We start from the raw sequence: 13,358 nt of genomic DNA, 5'->3' as shown, positions 1-13,358 counted from the left end.
CTAAAAAGCAGCACTACTGTGCTGCTTTTTTTACGCCTATCTCTTATTCACTCATAAGCTTATTTAGCTCTTCCCAATCTGCATTGTTCAAAGCCTTCTTTATAGCCTCATACTTTTCAGCTTCATCCTCTGGCATCCTATAATCCTCTAACACTTCAATTATCGACTGCGCACTGTCATAATCAAAGAGCATTCCTATTTCTTTAAGGGCATCATAGGCCTCCTTAAGCTTATCCCTTGTAATCTCAGGCTTATCTTCCGCCGAATCCTCCGATTTCATATATCGCTTCAGTGCAACACCTAATGCCTTGTGATAGCTTAACAGCTGATCAGTGTAGGAATTTATGGCATCAAGATTATTGTCATTGCCTGCCTTTTCCAGTTCTTCAGCAAGCGAGCCAATCTCCATAGCCCCAATGATTTTAGAAGAGCTCTTTAAAGCATGAACCTTTGTAGTATAATCTTTAATTCTGTCCTCCTCCAAGGCTGATTTAATATCATTTTGTACATCCTCAAGTGCATCCATATAAGCATGAAGGGCATATAGATAAGATTCGTTTCCTCCACAGTTTACTACTCCAAGCTCAGGCTCTATAAATGGAAGTTTCTCCATCCAATCTGGCAATTCTTCTTCACTGATTTCTTCGAGACTCTCATCTCTTTTTTGTACCAAATCTTCAGGGAGCAACTCAACTATCATTTCTTCTAATAAATCTGCAGAAATTGGTTTTGTAAGATAATTATCAAAACCTGCATCCAAATACATTTCCCTTGCACCAGAAACAGCATTCGCTGTAAGAGCAATTACTGGAGTGGAATTATTGATTCCATCTTTATCTGCCTTAATCAACTGAAGACACTCTATACCATCCATCTCAGGCATACGATGGTCTAAGAAGATAATATCGTATTTACGTTCCTTAATCATTTCAAGACATTCGAAGCCTGAGTTTGCGGTATATATGTTAACCTGTGTCTGTTTAAGAAGATTCTTAAATACTGTTAGATTAATTTCAGTGTCATCAACCACAAGCAAGCTTGCATCTGGAGCTATAAAGCTTTCTCTATAGTTTGATGCGATAACTTCTGATTTTATCAGATTCTGAGAGAACTCTCCTATTGGCTTTTCATCCACTATTCTTTGAACAATATCAAAGCTAAATTTCGAACCAACACCATAATCACTCTGGACTTCAAGCTTACTTCCCATCAAACTAAGAAGATTTGTAGTAATACTCATACCAAGCCCTGTACCTTCAATGGTACGATTTCTCTTTTCATCCGCACGCTCAAAGGAATTAAAGAGCTTGTCCATGTCCTCAGGCTTTATACCAATTCCCGTATCCTCTACAGAAACCTCCAAGGTAATATTCCCCTTTGCCCTACAGTTTTTATCTAATTGTTCAATAATATTTTCATCAAGTGCCTGTATTTCTTCTATTGAACAGGCCTTCCATTTGATGCCTAAAACAATACCACCATTTTCTGTGTATTTTACTGCATTGGTGAGAATATTAGTGATAATCTGCTTTAATCGTATCTCATCTCCGAAAAGTAAATGAGGAATGGTAGGATCAACATTTACAATTATTTTTAACCCTTTTTCTTCGGCACGATTTTTTATCATGTTTACCAAATCATTTAGCACCGAAGAGAGCTCATATTCAACAGGTATGATTTCCATTTTCCCTGCTTCAATCTTAGAAAAATCAAGGATATCATTTACTATTCTAAGAAGATTTGTTCCAGCCCTTTTAATATCAGAAGCATATCCCAGAATTTCTTCATCCTTGGATTCACGAAGAATCATCTCATCCATACCAAGAACTGCATTTATAGGAGTTCGAATTTCATGGGACATATTTGATAGGAAGCTGGATTTTGCTTCGCTAGCACGCCTTGCAACCTCCAAATCCGACTCAATTTGCTGTCGTTCCTCCTGTCTTTGGATGAAAGCCTCCATCTCATAAACCGTCTCATGAACAGCTTCATACATAACTCTTATCTCGTCGTGTGAATTTACTACAATATCATCTATGTTGTGACCGTAAATAATCTTGTCATCATCTGATGCCGTAGCGTAGCTTGCCATAAAATCGGACATTTCTCCAAGAGGGCCAGCAATAAAGCTTTTAGTATAAAAATTTGCAAAACCTGCCAGTGGGACACCTGCACAAAGCATAAGCATAATCATTTTAACATCAAAGGAAATCATGGCATTATCAATGCGAAAATCCATATTTTCCAAATCCGTTACCATTTGCTCTGTTTGTACACTCTCCGAATTATTTAAATCTCTTTGACGGGTGGTAAATACCTTTTTTATATCTGGGAAAAGTACCATCATAAATACGGCAACACCAATCCCTAGCACAATTTCCACAAGTATAATTGTAGCCGTAATTTTTACACTAACCCTAGTTTTTCTAAGCTTTCTCCAAATATCATTTACACCAGGATTATCTTTTAAGTAGACCACTCCCAAAGGAAAACAATACTTCCACTTGTCAGGAGCATAATTAAAAAACAAATACAGTAACAAGCCTGTGCCATAAATTGCAATGATTTCTTTATATGTGTAAAAATTGGTAGAAAAGTAATTATGCAACTTATAATTCATGTTTGCTACTGCACTGAAACATAAAAAATTGTTAAAGGTTATAAATATAAAGGTTATAGTACACGTAACAATTGTCTTCCACAGCTTTTTAAAATATAAATCCTGGCTACACAGCGAAAAACAAAGAATCGCCGCCATATATATAACCATGGAATAGGCGTTATTCATATTGACGCAAAGGGTAATAATAAAGCCAACTAAAAAAATAAAGAAAGAAACAAGATAACCATAGAGACCTGCAAGAAGCAATGTAGGCAGCAGATAAAAGCCTGCTACAACCTCTGTACCAGAATTGGTAAAGTAATCGCCACCATGTGAAGACGATATATAGCAAAAGCCTAATCCTAAAACCAAAAGTACAATAGAACCAACAAGCTTGTTTAGCTTGCTTCCACTTGTAAATACCTTAACTGTGTATACCTGGTTTCCTGTAGCCATGACATTTCCCCTTGTTCATACAAACAATAAAAATAGCATCCCTTCTTACTTTAACATAAGAAAAGATGCTATTATTCGTTATTCTGTGAATAAATCTTTATTTCTTTGTGATAATAATAAATAGGATTCATCCAGCCTTTTAGGTCAATCCCATGTCCACAGATTGAACATTTTTTAAAGAAGCCAGAGCATTTACCACATCAAGGGTTGTGGTGGTCTCCGGTATACTAATTTCAAAGCTATAGAAAAACAAATCACCCTTTTGACGTTTTATCCCGGTGTTTTCCACGTCTATATTATATTCTTCAAAAACAGAAAGCACGCGATTCAAACATTTCTCGGTTGAATCCATAAGGATATCCACTTTATTAGGAACCTTTACATGAAGGCGTTTTGTCATCTTATCCTTCAGAAGTGTCTGGATTCCAAATAAATATAGGGTTGCAACTGTGGCTACAATGTACATTCCACAACCATAAGCCGTGCCTATAGCTGCCATAACCCAAATACCTGCTGCGGTGGTAAGTCCTGTAACCTTCTCTCTTTTAAAATAGATAGCACCAGCTGCCAGGAAGGATACACCTGTAACAATATTTGATGCTACTCTGGAAACATCTGCACGCTCTCCAAGGGTAAGCATATCCACAAATCCATATTTGGAAGCTGCAGCAAACATGCAGGCTCCAATACCAACTAGCATATAGGTTCTGATTCCTGCCGCCTTTCCATGATAGCTACGTTCTATTCCAAGAAGAAAACCGCTAATCAAAGCAAAGGCCAGTCTTACAATAACCTCTAGTTCAAAGCTATTTTTAAATAATACGTTTACCATACTTAGCCCTCCTTAGAATCCAATCGACTTTATATTGGAGCTTTCTTTTATAAGGGCTAATAGCTCTCTAGTAGAAAGATTAGGTGGAATCTTTACATCCAAAGAATAGGTCAAGGAATTATCCTTATGTCGCTTTATGTGACTACCATAAATCTCAATGTTTCGACTCTTAAGCATGCTCTGCAAATCAGCAAACTCCTTTGGATCATCATTCATAGAAACCACAATTTTGCTGGTCACCACGTTTCCCATATCACTAAGGAGCCCCTTGTGCATAAAGTATTGAACTAATAGTACCATCAGCGTACCCACTCCACCAAGGATGTACATACCTGCTCCCACAGCCATTCCGATAGCTGCGGTAACCCACACTCCTGCGGCGGTAGTAAGACCATGTACACTGCCACCCCTCAGGAAGATAATACCTGCACCCAAGAAGGACACTCCTGATACAATGTTTGCAGCAACACGGGAAACATCCACTCCTGTGTTTTCTATAAAAACATAATCCGCAAATCCGTATTTAGAAATAATAACAAACAAGGCAGCACCAATAGCAACAAACACGTGAGTCTTAATACCGGCACCTTTGTTCCTGTGTGTTCTTTCTATTCCAACAAGTGCACCACATACTCCTGCTACAAACAGCCTTAGAGCGCACTCAAAATTCATGTTATCTAATAGAATATGTGGCATACGACCTCCCCCTAACTTACGTTAATTTCCATAAAAGCTAGAAGCCTCAGCTTCTAGCTTTCATTCTATATTCTATATTCCATAATTTATCTTTACTGGCACCTTAACAATAACCTGGCAACCTGTATCCTTTTGAGTGTTTAAATCAATATTTCCACCCATTAAGTCAATGATATTCTTTGAAACTGCAAGGCTTAAAGCTGGTCCAACCTCATCCTCAAGAGTAGTTTTCTCCTTAGAGAAAATATCAAAAGCATTCTTTAGGAATTCCTCACAAATAACATTGGCATCTGCTTTTATTGTAAAAATCATGTTGGTAATTCTTGGATTGCTGCATTTTTGCTCTTCTACCAACATTTGAACGTGTCCACCCTTTGGTGAAACATTAATTGTATTCGAAAGAATATTCATAAGGGCCTGAGCCAGTCGAGCTTTATCTGCAATGATGTATTTATTTTTAATATCATTCATTTTAATTGTCAGCTCGACATTTTTGTTGATAGCATCATCACGAAGTTTGTCATCTATGCACTTTATAAGTCCTGGTATATTTACCTTATCCTCACTAAGGGTAACCACTCCATTATCAAAGTTGCTCATATCAATTACATCATCAACAATAGAAAGCAATCGATGGGCCTCCTCCTCATCAGCACCCTCTGCAACCTCTTTAACAGGACCTCTAATTATGTTGGCCATATTGTTAATGAAATTAATCTTGGCATTGTTTTCACCAATAAGCCTTTCATTCATTTCATTGGCCAGTTTAAGCTTTTGTGAAACAAGAACCAAGGATAACACAACTATAAATATAATAATCAAAAGAAAAATATAAAAGTAATCTCTTATAAAATCTGATACAGAATAATTATATAATTGATCCGTATATCTGTATGCCAGGTTCTCAGCATAATCATTCCCAAGAATATGTATACCACGATTAAGCAAACGAAGAACTCCCTCGTTTCCAATCTTCACACCAAAGCATCTATCGTCAGTAGCGGACAACTGTCTAAGGGACAGTTTTTTGTAGGCAGAATTCTTGAGGATGGCATTACCTCTCACACCATTAAGTGTGGTACAGTCCACCTCTTTAGACAAAACAGCCTCCAGACAATCTTCAATACTGTCGTAGTAATAAATATCTGCTTCAGGATAAGTATTCTTTACATAGTAAAACTGCATCCTATTGTTTTTATTGATGGCAAACTTTGCTTTGTCTGGATAAATAACAACATCCCTATAAATCAAATCAGTACTAGATGATAACAAAGCATTTGACTGATATATTCCATTTTCCTCGGAATAATAAAGACCACCTGCAACAGGAAAGGCTACATCAATTTCTTCTGAATCTATGGCTGCTATCATATCATCATAATTGTCATAGCCCTTATATACCACATTTATGTCATCCAATTTAAGGGAGGACAATATATGAGGAATAACCTCTTTAACAATTCCCTTTGCCTGTCCCTTGGAATCTGTGTCGCTGTATGGTAAATAATTATTTAGATAACCCACGTGAATCTTATCATGAGAACTAATCCAATCTCTTTCAACTGTAGACAATGCTTGCGAGGAAAGACTTGAGGCATAATACTTTGCATTTAAAGTGCTAAGATAATATGGCTCGTCACTATATAAGTGAGACTGTGCATCGTTTAATTCACTAAGTATAGTTGTCTCTTTTTTATTGACACACATATAGTAGTCAGTGTGTCCAAAAGCAAAAAGTACTTCCGTATTATTTCTGGCATTTGTACCGCTTCCTTCAGCTGCGAAAACATCAATAACTCCCGCATCAAAGTCAGCCATTAGTTTTTCATTGTCACCATAAATAATTAGATTTGCATCTATACTATGCTCAATCAAATATTGTTTAATAGCGTCTAGCAAAGCATTATTAAGCACTCCAATTGTATGTCCATTCAAGGTGGCTGGGTCACCTGTTATGCCCGTATTATTTACATTTTTTACCAACACATAGGCTTCGCTTCCCATTGCTAATTCCGGATAGCTTATTACCTTTTCTCTGTCTTCTTTATAGGCCAAGCCTGCCAACAAATCGATATCTCCCTTAAGAAGCATACGATACAATTCGCTATAACTTCCGTACACATACTCATATCTCCAACCTGTGTACTCAGAAATCTTCATATAGTATTCGTAAGCATAGCCGGTCTTGACTGCGCCCTCTTCAGCTCCCTCCTCAAATATTTCATTCTCGTAGTAGCCAACCCTTACAACCTTTTCTTCATCGTTATTTTTTGCAGACGCAAAAACAGGGCTTTGTGAAACAAGTAATACAAAGCCCAAAATAATTAACAATGATTTTTTTAAAGCAGCACAATCACGAAACACTTTTTTATATTCCCCCTGTATGTATTCATGAATACTTATAAAAAAGTTTATAAAACCCTTCTAATCTACTTTATTGCCCTTATTGTAGCAATTCTAGCACTCTTTAACAATAATTGTCAGCATATATTTGCTGTCATCAGGTATCATCATTGCTCCTCTGAAGATTTGTTCTGTTTCCATGCCACAATCTGCAACTGCCCACACGGAAATCTCCCCTTGATTTTCAAGCGCAAGAAGCTTTTCCTTTATCTTTGCTACCTGCTTTCCGCTTTTCATTATTACCTTTGTTCCAGAAAGCTTAAGGGCCTCATCAATATCCTTCTGCCCAGAAATAATATGAACATCCTCCTCGCCTTCGCACAGGAGAATACCACTGGCAGCAGCCGAACCACAGAAGGATGTAATTCCATTAATGATTTCCACTTCAATCCCATCTGCTTTTGCAAGCTTCATTATGTACCCGAAGGTGGAATAAATTGTTGGATCACCAATGGTCAAAAAGCCAATGTTATATCCTTCTTTTACAAGGGCCTTATATTTCTGATAAAAATCCTTGTGCATTTCCTCTAGAGCAGCTTCATCCTTAGTCATCTCGAATTCATAGCTTAAAATCTTTTTATATCTAAGCTCTGGCACTGCACCAAGTGCTATTTGGTAAGCTCTGCATTTATCCTTATCTGCCTTTGGCAAACAAATAACATCCGCTTCCTTTATTGCTTCTACCGCTTTTAGGGTAAGCTGCTTCGAATCTCCTGGCCCAACTCCTATACCATATAACACACCCATCATAGTGGCTTCCTCCTAAACATTTTTTACTACTCTAATAAAAGAGAGACTGCCTTATCTATATCATCAACATCAATCTTACTGCAGGATAATAACAAGGTGGAATTATCCTTTGTATTATCCAGTATTCCAACAGAAACTGGCTTCTTTATTATCTTTTCAAAAACGCTCTTTTTATTTATTCTTATGCCCAATTCCATGCCACTTTCACCCTTTAGGATTTCTCCCTTATCTGAAAGATTCTTTAGGATGGAAGCCTCCATAACCATACGCTTTTCTTCGTATAAACGTCTCATCTTCTTTATATGACGGTTCAGATGACCATCTCTAAGGAACTGGGCTAGGGCTATCTGTTCCGCCTTTGATGCTGTTTGATTATAAGCTTTTTTTATAGAGTTATATTCCTGTTTCACACCCTTTGGTAATATTATAAAGCTTATTCTTACGCTAGGCAGCAAAACTCTTGAAAATGAGCCTAGAAAGGCTGTATTTACTCCTCCGTTTAAGGCGTAGAGACTTGGTGTAGGTTTCGAAGAAAAAACAAACTCATTCTGATAATCATCCTCAATAATCAAATGATTATTTTTGATAGCATGCTCACAAAGCTCATGTCTTCTTTTTATAGTCATAACCTCGCCCCATTTTGTCATGTAAGAAGGGGTAACATAGATTACGTGGCTCTCCTTGTTTCGGTAGCTGACCTGAAAGCCTGCGTTTTTAAAGGTTGTAGCACCATCAAAGAAATCTCTGGTGGGAAATGATATTGATTTTTCTCCTGGAATAAGAGCTATGAGTATTTGAAGCAAATTCTGAAAGCCTGCCCCAATAACAATATCATCTTCTGAACAAATTATATTTCTTCGCTTTCTAACATAATTTGCAATTTCTATTCTAAGATCGCGCTCCCCCTGATAGTCACCATAAGATAGCAATCTATCCTCCTGTCTTAAGGCTGATTTCATGTACCGGCGCCACATATTAAGACAAGAAACCTGTTTATCCTCTCCTATGGTTGCAAGATCATATTTATAGTCCTTTGGCTTTTCTTTTAAGATGGTGCCTTTTTCCTGAGTATCAATTTTAGTAGCCAGGTCTGTAACAAAATAACCTACCTTTTCCACAGAATAAATATATCCATCTGCAGCCAGCTGAAGATAAGCATTTTCAACAGAGGTTCGACTGACACTTAGTGTTCTTTCGCACTCTCTTAATGATGGCATTCTATCTCCTGCCTTCAAATCACCGGACTTCATCAAATCTAAATAATAGTTATATACTGTTTCATAGACTTTCATAATCTGTCCCCTAAAAAATATATAATATTGAGCATTTTTTTAGTATCAGTTTGGTGCTATTATATCTCCAACTTAGGAAAAGTAAAAGGCTTTTTGCTTGAATTTATGGAAATAAGGAGGCACAAAATGAATAACACAACAACTTCAGTTAAAGCTATTAATCACGACCAAACCAAACGACTTATCTTTGCAGCATTAATGGCAGCACTCACTTGTGTCAGTACCATGATTATAAAAATACCAACCCCAACAAATGGCTATATCCACCCTGGTGATGGTTTTGTTCTTTTATCAGGATTGTTACTTGGCCCTTTATGGGGCGGCTTAGCCGCAGGAATCGGAAGCGCTCTTTCAGATTTAATCGGAGGATACTTTATATATGTTCCAGCCACCTTTATTATCAAAGGGCTTACTGCTCTTGTAGGCTTCTATGCTTTTAAGTTCTTCACAAAAATATTTAAAGAGAAAGAAATTCCTAGTACTATTCTTGGGGGTATCTTCGGTGAAGCAGTTATGGTTCTTGGATATTTCCTTTTTGAAATCTTTATGCTTTCAGTGGTAAATAATACCAGCCTTTCAGCTGGTGTGATTGCTTCATTAGCAGGAATTATTCCAAACCTGATTCAGGCAGTATTCGGCGTCATTTTCGCCTTTGTACTCTACCCTATTCTAAAAAAGCTTATTTAATACAGCTTTATATAAATAATTTTACGCACGAAAAAGGAGCTCATTACGAGCTCCTTCTTATTTTACCGGATTTCTAGTTTAGTTATTAAACTAATTAGCCCTCTGAGATAGCACCTGTTGGGCAAACACCAGCGCATGTACCACATGATACACAAGCGTCAGCATCAATGTTGAACTGTGAATCGCCCTGTGAAATAGCGCCTACTGGACACTCAGGCTCACATGTACCACATGAAACGCATGAATCAGAAATAACGTATGCCATAATTAAATCCTCCTTAAAATCTTTTTGATAAAAACTATCAATTACTAAGTAAGTTGATATTACAATATAATTGTGTCCAAATCAAGAACAATTATTATTGTACCTAAACTAGTGCATTTTCAAGTTTTATTAGACTAACATCCGTCTAAATGAACTAATTTGAGTCAAAATTGTGTACACATTTCCAATGTAACTAACCTAATAATAATTGATTTTCATAATTCTAAGGATTCCGGATAATCCATAGTCTCTTTTTCCTGCCCCCATGCCTACTCCTTCCACGTTAAAGGACTCTGGCAATTGTTCGCTGGTTCTTACAGCAGCTACTGTGGCTGCGCCTGTTGGGGTAACAAGCTCTCCCTTTGTCTCTGTAATTTCTATTGGAATATCAGCAGCGTTAACTATGTTTAAAACAGCAGGTACTGGAACTGGAAGAATCCCGTGCTGACAGCGTACAGTTCCTTGCCCATCTGTAAGCTTTGGAACAAATACCTTATCAATTCCTATGTTATCCAGACAAACTGAAATAGAAACAATATCCACTATAGAGTCTATTGCTCCAACCTCGTGAAAATGAACTTGGTCCACAGGAACTCCGTGTGCCTTGGACTCTGCCTCAGCCAATACTTGAAAAATATTATTACAAATATTTCTAGCACCATCTGTCATGTCTACTGATGAAATAATATCATTTATTTCTTTTAGACCACGGTGATGATGCTTTTCATGATGGTGCTTATGATGTTCGTCATGAGGCTGAGCCTCATGGGTATGTGAATGCTCGTCATGATTATGGTTATGATTATCATGACTCTCGTGATTGTGTGTATGGCCATAAAGATATTCCATATCATGATCATGGCCATCATGATCCTCATCCAAAATCACATCAAAATCCACACACCTAAGACCAGATTTTTCAACCTTTGAAATCCTTGTTTGAAAGCCCTCTGCCTTGATAGAAGAAAGCGCCTTGTTTAGCACCTGAACATCTGCGCCTAAATCAAGTAGGGCTCCTACTGTCATATCCCCACTAATACCTGAACTACACTCAAAATATAATGCCTTCATCCCATCTCCCTATTTATCGTTTTTTTCACCTACTGCTAGTCGATTTATCTGGGTGGCAATATAACCTGCACCGTAGCCATTATCAATATTCACCACAGATATTCCGTTTGCACAGGAATTTATCATTGTAAGAAGCGCTGATAAACCGCCAAAGTTGGCACCATATCCAACACTTGTAGGCACCGCAATAATAGGCTTACTAACAAGCCCTCCCAAAACAGAAGCCAGTGCACCTTCCATACCAGCCACTGCCACTACACAGTTAGCTTCATCAATGATTTCTCTTTTGTCTAGAAGTCTGTGAACACCGCTTACTCCAACGTCGTAAACTCTGCTAACCTTTGAGCCAAAATACTCAGCTGTCATGGCTGCTTCCTCTGCCACTGGAATATCTGCTGTTCCTGCAGTGACAACAGCAATGTTTCCAACCAATTCTATTTCACTGTGATTTGCTGCGGGCACCTTTAGTATACGGCTGACTCTGTCGTATTCTGCCTTTGACATACTAGCCCTTATTAGCTCAAACTGATGCTCAGTGGCTCTAGTACCAAAGACACAGCCGTCTCTATCATAAAGCTTTTTATAAATATCAACTAAAAAGCTGTCATCCTTCCCCTGACAAAAAACCACCTCAGGAAAACCTGTGCGCCTCTTTCTATCAAAATCTAAGTTTGCAAACTCCATTTCCCATTCTCACTCTGTATTAAAATCTAGCCGAAAGTTTCCTTTAAAACCTGATATACACCCTTTTCCATCCAAGGAGGACAAATGTGATTTGCACTTGCCTTTACAATATCTGGAGCTGTGGATACTGCGTAGCTTTCAGCTGCTCTCTTAAGCATTCCAATATCGTTATTATTGTCACCAAATACCATAGTTTCCTCTGGTGTGATTCCATAGAATTCCTGAACAAACTTGAGAGAATTTCCCTTATCCACAGAGGTATCCATAAAATCTACCCAATCCTCTCCTGCCATTGTTACCTTAAGTCTATCCTTCCACTTAGGAATAAGAATATCCTCTCCAATGCTTCTGATGGATGGTCTTCTGAAAATAGAAATCTTGATAATATCCTTAGCTTCCTTAAGTACATCATCCACAAGCTTAATATCAAAGCGATACTGATTCTGAATAAAATCGATGTAATCCTGATTCTTTGATTCCAAGTACGATAAACCTGGAGCCTCGCAGAGAATCTCGCAATCATCAAAGGCTCTAAGATCAGTAACCAATTCTTCTATATAATCAGGATTCATCTTTGCAACATGAATATCCTTTTCTCGGCACTGAATATGCGCACCGTTGTCAGCCATGATAATTAAGTCATCTGCCACTTCGCTAAACATTCTTTTAACACTTGAAACCTGTCTGCCAGTGGCTATACAAAAAATAATATCCTGCTGACGAAGCTTCTTTATCATATCAATCATCTCAGGATATATTTCCGGAGATGAATCCTTTACTAGGGTTCCATCTACATCTGATGTAATAAGCTTAATCATAAATCTGTCTCCAATTCTAATCAGTGCCAACGCTTAATTTCGCCTTCAGTCCACCCTTTGTCAGTATCCTTTTTATTTTCTTTTTCTTTGACTTTCAAGGATTCCGCCACAGCTTCATCATGATTTACTATTTTCATCATCTCGAACTTATAGCCCTTTGAGATGTGACAACCTAGCAATTCACTACCATCTTCTTTAAATACAGTTCTAACCAGACGGGCACTGATTATAGTGGAATCCCCAAAATCAATTACGAGAGGTTCACTAGGGATAACCCTTGTATTTCTCTTAACTGAAATTCCCACTCCGCCATAGGAAATATCTGCTGTAGAGGCCATAAAACTGTAGTCCCCTTGGGTGACTTTGATTTTTCTAATTATAGGATATCTCTTATATCTTCTGCGTTCTGTCTCATCACCAAATTCTCGTCTGCAGACAATAAGATGCTCTCTTTTGCCTTTACTAGAATTGATTGTGGCAACCTTAACATTGTTCCAGCTGTAGGCCTTATGCCCTCCTGTACAATATAGGGTCATTCGATTGTGATTAAAGGCCCAATTGAGTCTCACAGTCTTACCTTTAAAGGTGACCTTGATATTATCGCAACCTAAAAAAGCAAATTTTCTCAGACCTAATTTGCTAGGTGGTACCGCCACGACCTTAGGAACAATAGGAACATCTACCTTTTTCTTACCTTTTGTAATACGAATATAAGGCTTATTTGCAGAAGTGATTTCCGATATCCTCATAAGAACCCCCATTCTTACGTTAACAATCCCCATAATCATTATACGTTACCTAA

Annotated in this window: 11 protein-coding genes and 1 pseudogene; 1 reads left to right on the top strand and 11 read right to left on the bottom strand. The window is 37.8% G+C overall.

What is annotated here, in order from left to right; genetic code table 11:
* Positions 1 to 43 precede the first annotated feature (43 nt).
* The 6 genes from BLR54_RS00600 to BLR54_RS00575 form a co-directional block, all read right to left on the bottom strand.
* Positions 44 to 3,058 carry a response regulator gene (locus tag BLR54_RS00600; protein WP_090416289.1) on the bottom strand — a complete coding sequence of 1,005 codons (3,015 nt, stop codon included), beginning with the start codon at positions 3,056 to 3,058 and terminating at the stop codon, positions 44 to 46.
* Between the two features lie 139 nt (positions 3,059 to 3,197).
* Entirely contained in the window at positions 3,198 to 3,890 is a 693-nt protein-coding gene (locus BLR54_RS00595) for an MgtC/SapB family protein (RefSeq protein WP_090416288.1), read from the bottom strand.
* Positions 3,891 to 3,902: 12 nt separating this feature from the next.
* Positions 3,903 to 4,586 carry an MgtC/SapB family protein gene (locus tag BLR54_RS00590; RefSeq protein WP_090416287.1) on the bottom strand — a complete coding sequence of 228 codons (684 nt, stop codon included), beginning with the start codon at positions 4,584 to 4,586 and terminating at the stop codon, positions 3,903 to 3,905.
* 72 nt (positions 4,587 to 4,658) lie between these two features.
* Complete coding sequence (locus BLR54_RS00585) at positions 4,659 to 6,917, bottom strand: transporter substrate-binding domain-containing protein (protein WP_176761812.1); 2,259 nt, start codon at positions 6,915 to 6,917, stop codon at positions 4,659 to 4,661.
* Positions 6,918 to 7,043: 126 nt separating this feature from the next.
* On the bottom strand, positions 7,044 to 7,739 hold the full coding sequence (gene cobI, locus BLR54_RS00580) for a precorrin-2 C(20)-methyltransferase (protein ID WP_090416285.1): 696 nt from the start codon (positions 7,737 to 7,739) through the stop codon (positions 7,044 to 7,046).
* Between the two features lie 26 nt (positions 7,740 to 7,765).
* Positions 7,766 to 9,031, bottom strand: coding sequence for an aminotransferase-like domain-containing protein (locus BLR54_RS00575; RefSeq protein ID WP_090416284.1), 1,266 nt, complete (start codon positions 9,029 to 9,031; stop codon positions 7,766 to 7,768).
* A gap of 126 nt (positions 9,032 to 9,157) precedes the next feature.
* Between BLR54_RS00575 and BLR54_RS00570 the strand changes: the two genes are divergently transcribed.
* Positions 9,158 to 9,718, top strand: a complete 561-nt coding sequence (locus BLR54_RS00570; RefSeq protein ID WP_090416283.1) for an ECF transporter S component — start codon at positions 9,158 to 9,160, stop codon at positions 9,716 to 9,718.
* Between the two features lie 94 nt (positions 9,719 to 9,812).
* Here BLR54_RS00570 and BLR54_RS00565 read toward each other — a convergent pair whose 3' ends face one another.
* The 5 genes and pseudogenes from BLR54_RS00565 to BLR54_RS00545 form a co-directional block, all read right to left on the bottom strand.
* Positions 9,813 to 9,983 (bottom strand): DUF362 domain-containing protein, encoded by a 171-nt coding sequence (locus BLR54_RS00565; RefSeq protein WP_090416282.1) that lies wholly within the window; start codon positions 9,981 to 9,983, stop codon positions 9,813 to 9,815.
* A gap of 198 nt (positions 9,984 to 10,181) precedes the next feature.
* Positions 10,182 to 11,054, bottom strand: a complete 873-nt coding sequence (locus BLR54_RS00560) for a nickel pincer cofactor biosynthesis protein LarC (RefSeq protein WP_090416281.1) — start codon at positions 11,052 to 11,054, stop codon at positions 10,182 to 10,184.
* 9 nt (positions 11,055 to 11,063) lie between these two features.
* Positions 11,064 to 11,741, bottom strand: a pseudogene (gene larB / locus BLR54_RS00555) (nickel pincer cofactor biosynthesis protein LarB); the annotation flags it as partial.
* A gap of 23 nt (positions 11,742 to 11,764) precedes the next feature.
* Positions 11,765 to 12,556: an HAD family hydrolase gene (locus BLR54_RS00550; protein WP_090416279.1), complete on the bottom strand. Its 792-nt coding sequence runs from the start codon at positions 12,554 to 12,556 to the stop codon at positions 11,765 to 11,767.
* A 20-nt stretch (positions 12,557 to 12,576) separates the two neighbouring features.
* Positions 12,577 to 13,305: a PilZ domain-containing protein gene (locus tag BLR54_RS00545; protein WP_176761811.1), complete on the bottom strand. Its 729-nt coding sequence runs from the start codon at positions 13,303 to 13,305 to the stop codon at positions 12,577 to 12,579.
* Between the last annotated feature and the right edge of the window lie 53 nt (positions 13,306 to 13,358).

The organism is Pseudobutyrivibrio sp. YE44 (assembly GCF_900104335.1).
Lineage (GTDB): Bacteria > Bacillota > Clostridia > Lachnospirales > Lachnospiraceae > Pseudobutyrivibrio.
The sequence above is the reverse complement of the archived record's forward strand: the minus strand, read 5'-3'. Positions and strand labels throughout refer to the sequence as shown.